At 65.4% G+C, this 15,185-nt stretch carries 18 protein-coding genes; 7 read left to right on the top strand and 11 right to left on the bottom strand.

The window, feature by feature from the left end; genetic code table 11:
* Positions 1 to 175: 175 nt before the first annotated feature.
* The 8 genes from CAG41_RS19690 to CAG41_RS19655 form a co-directional block, all read right to left on the bottom strand.
* Positions 176 to 1,459, bottom strand: a complete 1,284-nt coding sequence (locus CAG41_RS19690; RefSeq protein ID WP_085707361.1) for an FAD-binding oxidoreductase — start codon at positions 1,457 to 1,459, stop codon at positions 176 to 178.
* A gap of 80 nt (positions 1,460 to 1,539) precedes the next feature.
* On the bottom strand, positions 1,540 to 2,904 hold the full coding sequence (locus tag CAG41_RS19685; RefSeq protein WP_085707360.1) for a glutamine synthetase family protein: 1,365 nt from the start codon (positions 2,902 to 2,904) through the stop codon (positions 1,540 to 1,542).
* A 425-nt stretch (positions 2,905 to 3,329) separates the two neighbouring features.
* Positions 3,330 to 4,676: a chromate efflux transporter gene (gene chrA / locus CAG41_RS19680; RefSeq protein WP_085639929.1), complete on the bottom strand. Its 1,347-nt coding sequence runs from the start codon at positions 4,674 to 4,676 to the stop codon at positions 3,330 to 3,332.
* Positions 4,677 to 4,855: 179 nt separating this feature from the next.
* Complete coding sequence (moaE, locus tag CAG41_RS19675; protein ID WP_085707359.1) at positions 4,856 to 5,317, bottom strand: molybdopterin synthase catalytic subunit MoaE; 462 nt, start codon at positions 5,315 to 5,317, stop codon at positions 4,856 to 4,858.
* Between the two features lie 3 nt (positions 5,318 to 5,320).
* Complete coding sequence (locus tag CAG41_RS19670) at positions 5,321 to 5,572, bottom strand: MoaD/ThiS family protein (protein ID WP_085583364.1); 252 nt, start codon at positions 5,570 to 5,572, stop codon at positions 5,321 to 5,323.
* Complete coding sequence (gene moaC / locus CAG41_RS19665) at positions 5,569 to 6,054, bottom strand: cyclic pyranopterin monophosphate synthase MoaC (protein WP_085707358.1); 486 nt, start codon at positions 6,052 to 6,054, stop codon at positions 5,569 to 5,571. Before moaC ends, CAG41_RS19670 begins: the two co-directional genes overlap by 4 nt.
* Entirely contained in the window at positions 6,051 to 6,881 is an 831-nt protein-coding gene (gene fdhD / locus CAG41_RS19660; RefSeq protein ID WP_085583367.1) for a formate dehydrogenase accessory sulfurtransferase FdhD, read from the bottom strand. Before fdhD ends, moaC begins: the two co-directional genes overlap by 4 nt.
* Before the next feature lie 132 nt (positions 6,882 to 7,013).
* Positions 7,014 to 7,913, bottom strand: a complete 900-nt coding sequence (locus tag CAG41_RS19655; RefSeq protein ID WP_085583369.1) for a LysR family transcriptional regulator — start codon at positions 7,911 to 7,913, stop codon at positions 7,014 to 7,016.
* A 298-nt stretch (positions 7,914 to 8,211) separates the two neighbouring features.
* Here CAG41_RS19655 and moaB point away from each other — a divergent pair, with 298 nt between their 5' ends.
* The 3 genes from moaB to CAG41_RS19640 all read left to right on the top strand — a co-directional run bounded on the left by moaB (position 8,212) and on the right by CAG41_RS19640 (position 10,502).
* Positions 8,212 to 8,751 (top strand): molybdenum cofactor biosynthesis protein B, encoded by a 540-nt coding sequence (gene moaB, locus CAG41_RS19650; protein ID WP_085583371.1) that lies wholly within the window; start codon positions 8,212 to 8,214, stop codon positions 8,749 to 8,751.
* On the top strand, positions 8,748 to 9,953 hold the full coding sequence (glp, locus tag CAG41_RS19645; RefSeq protein WP_085707357.1) for a gephyrin-like molybdotransferase Glp: 1,206 nt from the start codon (positions 8,748 to 8,750) through the stop codon (positions 9,951 to 9,953). The genes moaB and glp overlap by 4 nt, the downstream gene beginning before the upstream one ends.
* A gap of 240 nt (positions 9,954 to 10,193) precedes the next feature.
* Positions 10,194 to 10,502: an RcnB family protein gene (locus CAG41_RS19640; protein WP_085583375.1), complete on the top strand. Its 309-nt coding sequence runs from the start codon at positions 10,194 to 10,196 to the stop codon at positions 10,500 to 10,502.
* 54 nt (positions 10,503 to 10,556) lie between these two features.
* Here CAG41_RS19640 and CAG41_RS19635 read toward each other — a convergent pair whose 3' ends face one another.
* Positions 10,557 to 11,633: a sensor domain-containing diguanylate cyclase gene (locus CAG41_RS19635; protein ID WP_085583377.1), complete on the bottom strand. Its 1,077-nt coding sequence runs from the start codon at positions 11,631 to 11,633 to the stop codon at positions 10,557 to 10,559.
* A 160-nt stretch (positions 11,634 to 11,793) separates the two neighbouring features.
* Here CAG41_RS19635 and CAG41_RS19630 point away from each other — a divergent pair, with 160 nt between their 5' ends.
* The 3 genes from CAG41_RS19630 to CAG41_RS19620 all read left to right on the top strand — a co-directional run bounded on the left by CAG41_RS19630 (position 11,794) and on the right by CAG41_RS19620 (position 13,476).
* Positions 11,794 to 12,513 carry a hypothetical protein gene (locus CAG41_RS19630; RefSeq protein ID WP_139831360.1) on the top strand — a complete coding sequence of 240 codons (720 nt, stop codon included), beginning with the start codon at positions 11,794 to 11,796 and terminating at the stop codon, positions 12,511 to 12,513.
* A gap of 34 nt (positions 12,514 to 12,547) precedes the next feature.
* A complete protein-coding gene (locus tag CAG41_RS19625; RefSeq protein WP_085583381.1) occupies positions 12,548 to 13,072 on the top strand; it encodes a hypothetical protein in 525 nt (174 codons plus the stop codon).
* Between the two features lie 65 nt (positions 13,073 to 13,137).
* On the top strand, positions 13,138 to 13,476 hold the full coding sequence (locus CAG41_RS19620) for an FKBP-type peptidyl-prolyl cis-trans isomerase (protein ID WP_085583383.1): 339 nt from the start codon (positions 13,138 to 13,140) through the stop codon (positions 13,474 to 13,476).
* 120 nt (positions 13,477 to 13,596) lie between these two features.
* Here the strand turns inward: CAG41_RS19620 and CAG41_RS19615 are convergent, their stop codons facing one another.
* Both CAG41_RS19615 and CAG41_RS19610 read right to left on the bottom strand, forming a co-directional pair.
* On the bottom strand, positions 13,597 to 13,866 hold the full coding sequence (locus CAG41_RS19615; RefSeq protein ID WP_085634082.1) for a hypothetical protein: 270 nt from the start codon (positions 13,864 to 13,866) through the stop codon (positions 13,597 to 13,599).
* 53 nt (positions 13,867 to 13,919) lie between these two features.
* Positions 13,920 to 14,291 carry a DUF6124 family protein gene (locus CAG41_RS19610; RefSeq protein WP_085583387.1) on the bottom strand — a complete coding sequence of 124 codons (372 nt, stop codon included), beginning with the start codon at positions 14,289 to 14,291 and terminating at the stop codon, positions 13,920 to 13,922.
* Between the two features lie 617 nt (positions 14,292 to 14,908).
* On the opposite strand from CAG41_RS19610, the gene CAG41_RS19605 reads away from it, so the two are divergent.
* Positions 14,909 to 15,184: a metal/formaldehyde-sensitive transcriptional repressor gene (locus tag CAG41_RS19605; protein WP_085656575.1), complete on the top strand. Its 276-nt coding sequence runs from the start codon at positions 14,909 to 14,911 to the stop codon at positions 15,182 to 15,184.
* Position 15,185: the final 1 nt, after the last annotated feature.

The raw sequence follows: 15,185 nt of genomic DNA, 5'->3' as shown, positions 1-15,185 counted from the left end.
GCGTCGGGCAGTGTGGAGGATTACCGGCGGCTGGGGATTGCGGTGGAGCAGTTGCCTGACTGAGGTGTTGCGGTGGGGGCGAGGGCCCCATCGCCAGCAGGCTGGCTCCCACAGGTTTTGTGTTCGCCGCACATTCACTGTGGGAGCCAGCCTGCTGGCGATAGGGCCGATATGGTCAGCGCAGTTTTTCCAGCATCTGGTAGTACCACATCCCCGCCGCCAGCATCGGATTGCCCAGCAGGTTCCCCATCGGCACGCGAATGTGCGAACAGGCGGCGAACGTGTCGAACTGCGTCATCTGCCCGGTGATCGCGCGGCCCATGATCTCGCCCATGATGTGCGTGGTCGCGATGCCGTGGCCGGAATAGCCCTGGCAGTACCAGACGTTGTCGGAGAGCTTGCCCAGCTGCGGGATGCGGTTGATGACGATGCCCATCGCGCAGCTCCACTGATAGTCGATCCTCACGCCCTTGAGCGCGGGGAAGGTCTGTTCGATGCACGGGCGCAGTTCGCCGGCGATGTCCCGCGAGTCCTTGCCGCTGTAGTTGGCGCCGCCGCCGAAGAGCAGGCGGCCGTCGGCGGTGAGGCGGTAGTAGTCGAGGACGAAGCGGCAGTCGTACACCGCCAGGTCCTCGGGGTTGATCTGCCGGGCCAGGTCGCCCAGGGGCTCGGTGGTGACGATGCCGCCCATGGCCGGGAAGATCTTGCCCTTGAGCTGCCCCGGTTCGAGCTTGTGGTAGACGTCGCCGGCCAGCAGCACCTGGCTGGCGTCGATCTGGCCGTGGGCGGTTCTGACGCCGGGCCTGTCGCCGTGGAGGATCTCCAGCACTTCGCTGTGCTCGAAGATCAGCGCGCCCAGGCTTTCGGCGGCACGCGCCTCGCCGATGCACAGGTTGAGCGGGTGCAGGTGCAGGTTGCGGGTGTTCTTGATGGCGCCGTGGTAGAGGTCGCTTTGCAGCAGGTCGCGCACCTGGCTGCGGTCGAGCAGGCTGACGTCATCGCCCATGCCCCGGCGCACGGCCTCTTCGTAGTCGCTGCGCAGGCCGTCCAGGTGGGCCGGCTTGTAGGCGGCGTGCAGATGGCCGTGCTTGAGGTCGCAGGCGATGGCGTATTTCGCCACCCGGTTCTTGATGATCTCGTGCCCGCGCCAGCGCAGGTGCCAGATGAAATCGTCCACGTCGTCGCCCAGGGTGCGGCGCATCTGTTTGCGCATCGCGCCGTCGCCGGAGAGGCTGCCGGTGACCTGGCCGCCGTTACGCCCGGTGGCGCCCCAGCCGATCTTGTGGCTTTCGACGATGGCGACTTTCAGGCCCTTTTCGGACAGTTCCACGGCGGTGGCGACGCCGGTGAAGCCGCCGCCGATGATGACCACGTCGACGCTGTGCCGCCCCTGCAAAGTGGGGTAGTCGGTGTCGCGGTCGAGGGTGGCGGTGTAGTAGGAATTGCAGCGTTCGGTCATGACAGTGTCCACACGGAATTCAAGTCGGTTGCAGCCCCTGTGGGAGCGGAGGCTCCCACAGGGGGATTCAGCAGCGGGGTTCAGGCCTCGGTCAGGTACCAGCGCCAATCCTGCTCACCCACCTCCGCCATGAACTGCCGGTACTCCGCGCGTTTCACCGCCAGGTACACCCCGAGGAAATCCTGCCCCAGCGCATCCCGGGCCCAGGCCGAGTTCTCCAGGGCGGTGAGCGAGGTCAGCCAGTCGGTCGGCAGCAGCTCCTTGGCCTGGGCATAGCCGTTGCCTTGCACCGGTTCGCCCGGGTCGAGGTTGTCCTTGATGCCGCGGTGGATGCTGGCGAGGATCGCCGCGGCCGCCAGATAGGGGTTCGCGTCGGCGCCGCAGATGCGGTGTTCGACATGCCGGGTAGGGGCCGGCCCGCCCGGCACGCGCAGGCTGACGGTGCGGTTGTCCACGCCCCAGGTCGGCGCCAGCGGCGCATAGCTGTTGGCCTGGAAGCGCCGGTAGGAGTTGGCGTTGGGGCAAAACAGCAGCAGCGAATCGAGCAGCGAGGCGAGCATGCCGCCGATGGCCGTGCGCAGCAGCGGCGTGCCGGCAGGATCCTCCGAGGCGAACAGGTTGCGCCCCTCAGCGTCCGCCAGGCTGACGTGCATGTGCATGCCGGTGCCCGCCAGGTGGTCGAACGGCTTGGCCATGAACGTCGCCTGCATGCCGTGCTTGTGCGCCACGGCCTTGACCAGCCGCTTGTAGCGCACGGCCTGGTCCATCGCCTCCAGCGCATCGCCGTGTTCAAGGGTGATTTCCACCTGGCCCGGCGCGTATTCCGAGATTGCCGTGCGGGCCGGAATGCCGTGCAGCTTGCAGGCGCTGTACAGGTCGGCGAGGAACGGCTCGATCTGCTCCAATTCACGCAGGCCGTACACCTGTGTGTGCCGCGGTCGGCCGCCGTCGGCGTCCAGCGCCGGTTGCGGCCGGCCGTTGCCGTCGCGCCGGGCGTCGAGCAGGTAGAACTCCAGCTCGCACGCCATCACCGGGTGGAAACCCTCGGCCTTCAGGCGTTCGATGACCTTGATCAGCAGGTGGCGCGGGTCGGCGATGCTGGCCGGCATGCCTTGCTGCGGGTGCATGCTGACCTGCACGGCGGCGGTCGGAATCTGCCGCCACGGCAGGCGCACCAGGCTGCCCGGCAGCGGGTAGGCGCGGCAGTCGATGTCGCCGACGTCCCACACCAGGCCTGAGTTTTCCACGTCCTCGCCGTGCACGGTCAGGCCGAGGATGGTGCTGGGCAGGGGGCGGCCGCTTTCGTACACGGCGAGCAGTTCTTCGCGGTGCAGCAGCTTGCCGCGCGGCACGCCGTTGGCGTCGAGGATGAACAGCTCGAACATGTCGATGTCGGGGTTCTGCTCCAGAAAGGTACGGGCGTCTTCAATGGCTGCGAATTTCATGTCAATCACTCACGGTGGCGCCGCACAGGCGCGCAGGTTCGGGCCGGACGCGGCAACGGGCCAAGGCCCGGGCGTTCCGGCAGGGATATCGGATGGCAAGGGGAGGGCTGTCGCGGTCCGGACGGACGCGATCAGACGGGCAGGGCGATATCCGGCGGGCGTGCGGAGTGACGCAGCTTGGAGCGGCTCAGGGCCATGGGGAGATTGACGATGCGGTTCATGCGCACCCCCGGTGAGGGAGGGCGCACGCAGAAGAGACGTTCAACGTTTGTCGTTGTTGGGGTGACGTGCTCATGAAGCGTGTTTCCGTTGGCGGAAAACGTCGGCGGCGGGAGTGCCCCGCCAGGCCGGTGTGGCTGGATAGTAAGGGGGAATCCGCGCACAAGTAAACGCCTGATTCCGGCACGTCTGTCGTCGGCGTCGGCTCAGCGCAGCAGGTAGACCCCCAGCCCCGTTAGGGCGCAAACGATCAACACCTCGATCACGCCGCGCTTGAAAAAGAACAGCGCGATGGCCGCCGCCAGGGCCAGCAGCACCGAAAAGACATCGGGCCGGCCGGCGAACCCCTGGGGCCAGAACACATGCCAGGCGAAGAAGCACGCCAGGTTGAGGATCACCCCGACCACCGCCGCCGTGATCGCCGTGAGCGGCGCGGTGAACTTCAGTTCGTTGTGGGTCGACTCCACCAGCGGCCCGCCCGCCAGGATGAACAGGAACGAAGGCAGGAAGGTGAACCAGGTCACCAGCGCGGCGGCGAGCGCCCCGGCGGCGAACGCGTGTTCCGGGCCGAAGGCCGGCTGCACGTAGCCACCGACGAAGCCGACGAACGCCACCACCATGATCAGCGGCCCCGGCGTGGTCTCGCCCAACGCCAGGCCGTCGATCATCTGCGCGGGCGTCAGCCAGCCGTAGTGGCCGACCGCTCCCTGATACACGTAAGGCAACACCGCATAGGCGCCGCCGAATGTGAGCAGCGCCGCCTTGGTGAAGAACCAGCCCATCTGCGTGAACGTACCGTGCCAGCCGAACAGCGCGGTCAGCAGCGCCATCGGCAGGCACCACAGCGCGGCGCCGGCCAACGCCAGGCGCAGCAGTTTCCCCGGATTGAATCGGGCATGCTCGGGCGGCGGGGTGTCGTCATCGATCAGGGCCGGACCGTAGGATTTCTCACCGCTGCGATGGCCGCCGGCCGTGAACCGTTGCGGCGCCCAGCGGCCGCCGACGTAGCCGATCAGCGCGGCGCCCAGCACGATCAGCGGAAAGGGCACGTTGAAGGCGAAGATCGCCACGAAGGCGGCTGCGGCGATCGCCCACAGCCAGGCGTTCTTCAGGGCCCGAGAGCCGATGCGGTGGGCCGCGTGCAGGACGATGGCAGTGACCGCCGGCTTGATCCCGTAAAACACCCCGGCCACCGCCGGCACGTCACCGAAGGCGATGTACACCCACGACAGACCGATCAGGAGGAACAGCGACGGCAGCACGAACAGCGCCCCGGCCACCACGCCGCCCCAGGTGCGGTGCAGCAGCCAGCCGATGTACGTCGCCAGTTGCTGGGCCTCGGGGCCGGGCAGCAGCATGCAGTAGTTGAGCGCGTGCAGAAAACGCTTCTCGGAGATCCAGCGCCGGCGCTCCACCAGCTCCTGATGCATGATCGCGATCTGCCCGGCCGGGCCGCCGAAACCGATGCAGCCCAGCTTGAGCCAGAAGCGCCAGGCCTGGCGCAGGCTGACGGGGTCGGGTTTGGGCAGATCCTTGGGGGGCGTGTCGCTCACCGGCGGCTCCTGGACGAGGTGTTTGGAGCGCCTATCTAATCAGGCTTTTGTGAAGCGAGGGAGTGCGTGAGCGGGCGCTGCGCTTTTTCAGTGGGAATGGGAAGGGCCTGCATGTGTGGTGAGGGCGTTTGCTCCCTCGCCACGAGGCACATTCCGCCGATCCAGTCCTGATGCCGAACTCAAGCGTGGGCCAGGCTCCAGCGGAACGCGGCGGACTGATCGCTCTCCCGGGCCTCGACCCAATGCGCGCCGGCCGGCGTGGTCTCCCGTTTCCAGAACGGCGCGCGGGTCTTGAGCACGTCCATGATGAACGCGCAGGCCTCGAACGCTGCATGCCGGTGCTTGCTGCTGACGCCGACGAACACGATCGGCTCGGTCACCGTCAGCGCGCCCACCCGGTGCACGATCTCCACCGCCAGCAGCGGCCAGCGCTCGCGGGCCTGTTCGGCGATCTGCTCCAGGGACTTCTCGGTCATGCCCGGATAGTGCTCCAGAAACAGCTCGCTCACCGGCTGGCCGACGTTCAGGTCACGCACGTAGCCGATGAAGTTCACCACTGCGCCCACCCGCGGATTCCGGGCGTGCAGGTCGGCGATCAACTGGCCGGCATCGAAGCTTTTGCGCTGGACTCGAACCCCCATGCCTCAGCCTCCCGTGACCGGCGGAAAGAACGCGATCTCGTCGAAGTCCTCGATCGCCTGGTCGGTCTGGCATAGCTCCTGGTTCACCGCGCACATCAGATTGCCGGCGCCGAGCACCTCGCGCCACAGCTCGCCGCGGGCCATGAGCATCTGCCGCACGTCCTCGACGCAGGCCAAGGCGTCGCTGGCGGGGATCTTTTCGCCGCCCAGGTTGAGGCGGTCGCGGTAGCTGGCGAAGTAGTTGATCAGGATCATTGCGGGGTCTCCCATTGAAAGTGGCCGGAGCGGCCGCCCTGTTTGCTCAGAAGGCGGATGTCGCCGATGACCATCGCCCGGTCCACTGCCTTGCACATGTCGTAGATCGTCAGCGCGGCGACGCTGGCGGCGGTCAGCGCTTCGAGCTCGACGCCGGTCTGGCCGGTGAGGCGGCACGTGGCGATGATCTGCACCCGGTCCGGCTCGCAGGCCTTGAGTTCGACGTGAATGGAACTGAGCAGCAGCGCATGGCACAGCGGGATCAGCTCGTGGGTGCGCTTGGCTGCCTGGATCCCGGCGATCCGCGCCACGGCGAACACGTCGCCCTTGGGGTGGCCGTTGGCCTGGATCATCCGCAGGGTCTCAGGGCGCATGTGCACCCAGGCCTGGGCGCTGGCTTCACGCCGGGTCGGCGCCTTGTCGGTGACATCGACCATATTGGCCCGGCCCTGGTCGTCGAGGTGGGTGAGGGTGTCGCTCATTCGGGTTGCTCCTGGATCGGGCTGTAGATTCTCGGGGCGCTGCGGTGGGGGATGTGGATCAGGTTGAGCCGGTGCCGGCGCGCCCAGCGCACAGTCAGCGCGGTGGGTGCCGAGAGGCTGACCAGCGTGCCGAGGCGGGCGCGCACGGCCTTGTGGATCAGCTCCAGGCTGCAGCGGCTGGTGACCGCGACGAAGCCCTGGCGAGGGTCGAGGCCGGCGAAGCGCATCGCGCCGATCAGCTTGTCGAGGGCGTTGTGGCGGCCGATGTCTTCGCGGCACAGCAAGGGTTCGCCCTCGGCGCCGAAGTACAGCGCCGCGTGCAGGGCGCCGCTGCTGCGGGCCATCGGCTGGGCCTGTTCGATGCGCTGGCGGATGCCGGCCAGGTGCGCGGCCGGCGGCAACGGGGCCGGGGGCAGGATCTCCAGTTGCGGCAACGCCTGCTCCAGCGCCTCGACGCCGCACAGGCCGCAGCCGCTGGTGCCGGCCATCTGCCGGCGGTGATCTTTGAGCGCCCAGAACGCGCGGCTGGAGATCTGCACGTCGGCCTGGCAGGCCTGGTCGAACCGGGTCAGGCGGATGTCGTAGATTTCGTCGGGGCTGTCGATGATCCCGTTGCTCAGGCTGAAGCCGCGGATGAAATCTTCGACGTCGCCCGGCGAGACCATCATCACCGCCTGGCTCAGGCCGTTGTAGGTGATGGCCAGGGCGATCTCCGCCGCCAGGGCGGCGTGGGACACCGGGGCATCGTCCAGGTATTCGCGGTAGGCCACCGGCGCCGGGGCGTCGGTGGCGCTGTCGTTTGCGGTCGGTTCAATCGGGCACACCATCGGAAAAAGCCTCGCAGCGCTGAATGGGGATCAGGCTACGGAGGTCCTCGAAGTGCGTCCAATCGCTTGTTCCGATGCGGTGATTGGATTGGTCGATGATGGTGGACAGCAGGTGGTTTCAGGATCAGCTTCTCAAACCCCGGGCGCTTGAATCCCGAACATCCGCCGCGCCTCGGCGAAGCACTTCTCGGCGATGGCCGAACGCGGTTCGGTCTTGCGCATCACCAGCCCCAGCGGGGCCAGCACGCTGGCGTCCGGCAGGTTGATGAAGGCCAGGTGTTCGATGGGCTCTTCCAGCCCGCTGTCCAGCGGCATGATCGAGCAGCAGAAGCCCTGGTGGATCGCCTGCAGCAGCTGATAGGTCGAATCGCTTTCCATGATCGGCTGCGGGTTGAGCCCGCGGCTGCGGAAGCTCAGGTCGATGGATTTGCGGTAGTGCATGCCGGTGGTGATCATGCCCAGCGGCAGTTCGGCGGCGTCCTCCCAGCTCATTTCCGGGCCGTCGAAGTGGAAGTGGCGGGTGTCGTAGAGCAGGCCGACGCGGGTCTCGCCGATCTCGAAGAACTCGAAATAGTTCGGGTTGACGTGATCCAGGTAGCACACCCCAAGGTCCAGCTGGTTGTTGCCCAGGTTCTCGATGATTTCGTCCGAGCTCATCGACGTCAGGCTGTACTTCAGCTCCGGGAACGTGCCCGACAGGCCCTGGATGTAATTGACCGGGTTGAAGTTGCTCAGCGGCACCAGGCCCAGGCGCAGGCTGCCCACCAGTTGCCCCCGGCACGCGGCGGCCTCGGCGAACAGCCCGTCGTGGGCGGCCAGCAGCGTACGGGCCCAGGCCAGCACCCGTTCGCCGGCCTGGGTGAAGCCTTCGAAGCGCTGGCCGCGGTTGACCAGCACCAGGTCCAGTTCATCTTCCAGGTTGCGCAGGCGCATCGACAGGGTCGGCTGGGTGATGTGGCAGCGGGCGGCGGCCTGGCCGAAGTGGCGGGTCTCGTCCAGCGCGATCAGGAACTTGAGTTGTTTGATGTCCATGACGGCACCTGCTCGATGGGAAAGTGGGTATGAGTATTGACGCAGTTGCGCAGGGCGCACGGGGCGCGCAGGGCGCCACGATCCCATCCGTCGCGCCGTGCGTCCAATCGGAGGTTTTTAACGGCCTATCGACGGTCTCTATCGGGCCCGTTCCCAGGGGGGCGGACGAGGGTCGCAACAGGCCGGAAACGGTCGATAGAGCGGGTCGATAGAGCGGTTGGTTAGAGTGATTAGACACTCCTCATAAGTGGCACTTAGGCTCTGGTTCAGTTGAATCGATAACTGCCGGAGAATTCCCGTGAGTGCCAAATCGGATGCCCTGTTCGTTCCCCTGAATATTGCCGTGCTGACGGTCAGCGATACCCGCGACTACGCCAGCGACACGTCCGGCCAGTTGCTGGTCAGCCGTCTGCTGGAGGCCGGCCACACCCTCAGCGAGCGCAACCTGCTCAAGGATGACCTGTACAAGATCCGCGCCCAGGTGGCGAACTGGATCGCCGACGACGGCATCCAGGTGGTGCTGATCACCGGCGGCACCGGGTTCACCGGCCGCGACAGCACGCCGGAAGCGGTGGCCTGCCTGCTGGACAAGCAGATCGACGGCTTCGGCGAGCTGTTCCGCGCCATCTCGATTCTCGACATCGGCACCTCCACCGTGCAGAGCCGTGCGCTGGCCGGGCTGTCCAACGGCACCCTGGTGTGCTGCCTGCCGGGCTCGACCGGCGCCTGCCGAACCGCGTGGGAAGGCATCCTGGCCGAGCAGTTGGACAACCGTCACCGCCCGTGCAATTTCGTCCCGCACCTCAAGCCGGTGCAGGCCTGCGGGCCGCGCGGATGAGCCGCGCGCCGTTGATACCGGTCGAGGAAGCCCTCGACCAATTGCTGGCGATGGCCGACGGGCAACGTCTGCCGGACAGCGAACCGGTGCCGCTCGACGAGGCGAGGGCACGGGTGCTGGCCAGCGACCTGGTGGCGACCCTGGACCTGCCGCCCTGGCCGAACAGCGCGATGGACGGCTACGCCTTGAGTTTGGCAGATCTACACCGCCAGCCGCTGTCCGTGTCCCAGCGGGTCTATGCCGGTCTGGCGCCGGATGCGCTGCTGCCCGGCACCTGCGCGCGGATCTTCACCGGCGCGCCGGTGCCGCCGGGGGCCGACTGCGTGGAGATGCAAGAGAACACCGAAGTGCTGGAGGACGGCCGGGTGCGTTTTCTGCAACCGCTGAAGGCCGGCCAGAACATCCGCCCCCAAGGCCAGGAAAACCGGGCCGGCGATGTGCTGCTGCGCGCGGGCAATTGCCTGGGGCCGTTCGAGTTGGCGGTGGCGGCGGGGCAAGGCATGACGCACCTGCCGGTGGTGCGCCGCCCGCGGGTGGCGTTGCTGTCCACCGGTGATGAACTGGTCGAGCCCGGCCAACCGCTGCGCCCCGGCAGCATCTACAACAGCAACCGCACGCTGCTCAGCCATTGGTTGGGCGAGCTGGGCTGCGAGGTGATCGACGCCGGTATCCTGCCGGACCGTCCGGCGCAGACACGGCTCACGCTTGAGCAGTTGCAGGTGGCCGCGGACCTGATCCTCACCACCGGCGGCGTATCGGCAGGGGATGCCGACTGCCTCGGCCAGGTGCTGCGCGACGACGGCAAACCGCTGCTGTGGAAGTTGGCGATCAAACCCGGCAAGCCGCTGACGGTGGGCCGCTTCGGCGCCGTGCCGGTGATCGGCCTGCCGGGCAATCCGACGTCGGCGCTGGTGACGTTCGGCTTGCTGGCGCGGCCGTATCTGCTGCGCATCCAGGGCGTGGAAGAGGTGATGCCGCTGAGCGTCACGGTGGCCGCCGGCTTCGACTGGCCCAAGCCCGGCAGTCGCCGCGAGTACCTGCGGGTGCGGCTGGAGGCGGGACGGGCGGTGCTGTACCCGAACCAGAGCTCCGGCGTGCTGCTGGGCGCGACCTGGGCGGACGGCCTGGCGGAGATCCCCGAGCATACGACCCACCGTGCGGGCGACCCGTTGCGTTTCATTCCCTTCAGCGAACTGTTCTGAGCCCTGTGCGGGTTGAACGCTGAACCCTGCGCGGCGCCTCGACGGGCGCCATCGCCAGCAGGCTGGCTCCCACAGGTTTGTGTCGTTCACGGATTGAGCAAGGATCCTGTGGGCGCTGGCCCTGCAAGGCATGGCGGCCGTGTCGGCGACTACACTGTCCAGCCATTCGCAATCCGCAAGGAATGATTCCGGCGCTCCACAGTCGGAGTTCAGGTATCCGCCTACCCAGGAGCTTCACCGATGAACAGCAAAACCCTGATCGCCACCCTGGCCCTGGCCGCCGGCCTCGCCGCCACCGGAACACCCCTGCAAGCGGCCGAGACCTCCAGCGCCCCGAGCGTGCAATCCCCGACCGGCAACCGCGCCTTGAAGGTCCACGACCGCGCTCCGGACCTCTACCAACGCAACGAAAAGGCAATCACCGACTGGCGCCGCAAAGGCCTCAGGGATCCCGAGCCACAGGCGCAATGGGTACAGATCGACGACAAATACGTGATGGTGATGATCACCAACGGGACCATTGTTGAGATTCAGCCGGTGGTGCGTTGAACCTGTGGCCACACTTGGTCAGGGAAGACTGATTGCACACCCAGATCCTGAGCGTCACTCGACGCGAGTGCCGCTCAACACCTGACCGCCCCCCAACCGATACTGATTGTTCCCGCTGCGCTTGGCCTCGTACATCGCGAGGTCAGCGATGTGCAGCAGGCGGTCCATGGTCGGCGCATGGTCGGGAAACACCGCGACCCCCAGGCTGCTGCCGATGTGGCGCTGGTCGTTGCCGATGGTGATCGGCGGGGACAGTTCGACGAAGATCTTCTGGCAGATGCGGCGGGCTTCGTCCGGCAGGTTCAGGCCCGGCGCCAGGCCCTGGAGGATGACCACGAACTCGTCGCCGCCGATCCGCGCGACGGTGTCGCTGGCGCGCAGGATGCGCTTGAGGCGGGTGGCGGTGGTGATCAGCACGCGGTCGCCGGCGGCGTGGCCGTAACGGTCGTTGATTGCCTTGAAGCCGTTGAGGTCCACGAACACCAGGGCCACACGGGTCGCGGTGAGCCGCGCCTGCTCCAGCGCCTGAGACAGGCGTTCCTCCAGCACCAGGCGATTGGGCAGGCCCGTCAGCGGGTCGAAGTGGGCCAGGTGCTGAAGGTAACTGGCCGAGGCCTTCTCCTCGGTGATGTCGCGCACCACGCCCATCATCTTGATCATCGTGTCGTGGTCGTTCTTCACCACGTTGCCGGTTTCCCGCAGCCAGCGGATGGTGCCGTCGGGCCAGACCACACGGTATTCCTCGTCGTGGTTCTCGCCGGTCTCCAGGCACCGCAGCTCGCCGGCCCGCACCTTGGCGCGGTCGTCCGGATGCACGCAGGAGCAGAACAGCGCGTAGGAGGGCGTCACTTCACCGATCTTGAACCCGAACATGCCGAAGATCGCGTCCGACCAATACAACCGGTCCGTGTCGACCTCCCAATCCCAGGTGCCGATCCGGGCAAAATACTGACTGCGCTTGAAACGCTCGGCGTCGCCGTCCTGCCGGATGTGCGGGCCCTCGGCGGCGCGGGTCAGCAGTTCGCGGTACTCGGCGAGCTGCCGGCGCAAGGCTCGCTCGCGCCGGATCAAGACAATGATCACAGCCAGCATGACGGTGCCGAGGGCCAGGCTGATCCAGAATTGAGTCATTCAAGCGCTGCTGTCATGGCGTATCGATCCGAGAGTGATGGCGGGTGGCTATCTTAAATCACACGACAATTGGGATGCATCGCATTCTTCCTGATCGGCACTAGACTTGTCGGTTATGCAATGAACGCGGCCACAGGCCTTTGGCAGGGAGACTATCGGTGTGACTCAGCCAAGCACGACAGCGGGAGTGCCTTCGGCAGACGGTTCGCCGTTGTCCACTCACTTCGGCGGGCCGACCCTCTTGTTTGGCGCCTATCTGTTTTTCTATTCCTGGCTGCATCTGTTTTATTACTTCAAGACGTTCGGCATTTCCCTGATCTCGCTGGACATCTCCATTTATTTTTATCTTGCGTTCGCTTGGACGGCCGCGAAGCTGTTCGGCGTGTGGGTTCCGATCATTCTGGCGGTGGGAGCCATTGTTTACGTCGGGCTGAACAGTGCCTGGGCGCTTGATCAGAAACCGTTCTGGCATTTCATTCATAAAGTGCTGTTTGTGCTGTTTCTGGTCGGCGGCTTATGGGGCACAGCCAGTCTGGCCGAGTATTTCGGCACCTTGCAGGCGCAGCAGGTGCGGGACGGCGGTGTGCTGCGCCCCGTTCAACTGCATTTCGAGGAAAAGTACGCGAAGGTTTTCCCTGCGGTGCTTGGGCAGCCTCTACAGACAAAAGACAGCGCGACGGAAGCCGTACTGCTCATCGAAACCGACACGACGTATTACGTGCTGGTGCAGAAAGTGCTGATGAGGACAAACAGCCAACCGCAGCGTTATGACTCGTTCGGCAATGTTTACCAGATACCCAAGAAACAAGTGTCCTACATCGGATATGAAATACCTGACGGCACACGGATCGCCCGGAAGCGCTTCGACTGGCTTCCGTGACGGCAACACTGATTGGATCGATGGCAGGTGTGTGATGAATAAACACGTGATCACGCTGATGTTGACGTTGCTGGCCTATGGCGCCCAGGGCGAACAGATCTTGAAGTTGCCCACCGGTGAAAAGTACCTGGGGCTGGCGACATCCGACCAGTCAGGCATTTTCGTCGACTGCAACAAAGAGCCTCATCGTCTGGCGGACGGTGAGATACAGCCCACCAGCCAGACGTGTGTAGGCAGCGGCGGCATTTATGCGTGGGATCCGACGCTGATAACGATTTCCCCCCTTGAAGTCGTCAGCGTCGATGCGAAGAAAAAACAGATCGAAGTGCGTGAAGGCGATACCGTCAAACTCCTGGATCTGCATGGCATTCCCCCGTCGCGTTTTACTGAATTCACAATAGGCAGTCAGATTGGCGTGGTCGCCGACAAGAAGCGCAGTGCCAACACTTCAATCGTGACAGAGGCGATTTTCGACAAGGACTTCGCCGTGGATGCCAAAGACAAGCAGGACAAAAGCATGGCCTGGAAGCAGGGCCATCCGGACGCCGGGGCCATGTAATGAGTTGCCGAGCGAGTGTTTTTCTGAGAAAAGCCTCCGCTCAATACTCGGAATAAAGCACTGCCATGAACGAACAGCTTCAAGTTATCGATCTGCAGGTGGGCGAAGGCAAGGCCGCCGTCAAAGGCGCATTGATCACCACCCAATACACCGGCTGGCTGGAGGACGGCACCGAGTTCGACTCGTCCTGGAGCCGGGGCAAGCCGTTCCAGTGCGTGATCGGCACCGGTCGGGTGATCAAGGGCTGGGACCAAGGCCTGATGGGCATGCAAGTGGGCGGCAAGCGCAAACTGCTGGTGCCGGCGCACCTGGGGTACGGCGAGCGTACGATGGGCAAGATCCCGCCGAACTCGAACCTGGTGTTTGAGATTGAGTTGCTGGAAGTGTTGACGCGGGAGGATTGAGCCAGGGCTCATGTTTGGCGGTCGGTGGGCCGACGTCATCGCGAGCAGGCTCGCTCCCACAGAGGAGTGCAGTCACCCTGTGGGAGCGAGCCTGCTCGCGATGAACGAAGACGCGGTCTTTCAGGCGGCCATCGCCTTTGCTTCCAGCCGGTGGAACGCTGAGGTTTCCCATGACGGGAACCGGCGTTTCAGCCGTTCGAGCGTGGGCAACAGTTGTTCCGGATCCAGCGCATCGAGCTGTCCGAGTGCCTGCACGGCGGACGCCACTACCGATTCCCTTTCACTTTCGTAGAGCGCCAGGCAGGTTCTTTGGGCCCAGCGGTGATCCCGCTCGTTGAGGCCGATGGACATCAGGGCCGCGACGACGTGTGCATCTGGTTGATGAGGCATGGTCGGTTCTCCCGGTGTGTGGCGAGGAACGAGCGCCCTCGCCACGGGGTTGCTCAGCGGTTGGGCGGATCGATGTTGTCGAGGGCGCGGTTGACGGCCAGTTCGCCCAGCATCACCACTTGGGCGATGCCCAGCACGGTGTTGCGGTAGGGCGGTTCCAGCAGGGCGGCGAAGTCGTTGAGCAGGGTGTTGGCCGAGGCCATGGATTCGCAGGCGTGGGCCAGCAGGGATTCCTGGTCCATGTCCGGGGCGATGAGGAACATCGGCCGGGATCTTCGTCGTTTCGGGGCTTCGGGCTTGAGGTAGTGGTCGAGGGCGCGCTCGGCGGCTTCGTGGAGCTTGCGGGAGTCGGGGGTGGAGTAGGGCGACGTTGGATCGGATTCGTCTGTTTCTGCTTCTGGCGGATTAGGCGTGTACTTGAACATATGTGAGACCTCGAAGATTAAGGCTGCCTACCCGTCGCGACTAATCGAGGGGGAGGCGGCTGCACGCAGGTTAGTCGACCGGCAGGTCTCACGAATCCGGCGCGCCCGAAGGCGCCCTGCGTACAGCCACCATAGAGAGCAGGTACTGAAAAACCCGCCTGAATGGCTGCTTTACAATTCGTGAGACGTCGGGCGACTAAACCCGATCACTGACCCTTCAGTGACGCGAATCAAGTTACCGACGCCCCCCAAACCGCACAAGCCGGCGGATTCTGGCGCAGTTGTAGGCAAAGGCGCAAGGCAACGTAGCCTGGCGGATGATGCTGAAATGATGCTTTATTTTTCGGGGGTTCAGGCCGTCCAGCCCAGTGGGGCCCTCACTGACGCCATCGCCAGCAGGCTGGCTCCCACAGGGGGCTGCGGTGAACTCAGATTCAGCATCCACCCGCGCCCCTCTGTGGGAGCCAGCCTGCTGGCGATGGCGATGGCGATGGCGTCGGCAGAGGCGGAGCATGGATCTCGCGGCACTCCATTCATCCCTTCCCCCGAAAACCACCTTGCCAGGCCCGGGCCGAACGGCGATCATCGCGCCCAATATAGGGGTAGGGGGTATAGGTATGTCGCACACGCACGAACACAAGACCGAGCTGCTCAACCGGGTGCGGCGCATCGCCGGCCAGGTGCAGGCGGTGGAGCGGTCGCTGGAGGCCGAGGCTGACTGCGGCAAGACCCTGCACCTGATGGCGGCGATCCGTGGGGCGGTCAACGGCCTGATGGAGCAGTTCATCGAGGCCCACGCCCGTGAGCACGTCGCCCACCCCGACCTCAGCGACGAAGCCCGCGCCCAAGGCGTGGAAGAGTTGCTGCTGGCCATCCGCCGTTATTCCAAGTGAG

This window comes from Pseudomonas sp. B35(2017), assembly GCF_002113645.1.
Taxonomy (GTDB): Bacteria; Pseudomonadota; Gammaproteobacteria; order Pseudomonadales; family Pseudomonadaceae; genus Aquipseudomonas; species Aquipseudomonas ekonensis.
The sequence above is the reverse complement of the archived record's forward strand: the minus strand, read 5'-3'. Positions and strand labels throughout refer to the sequence as shown.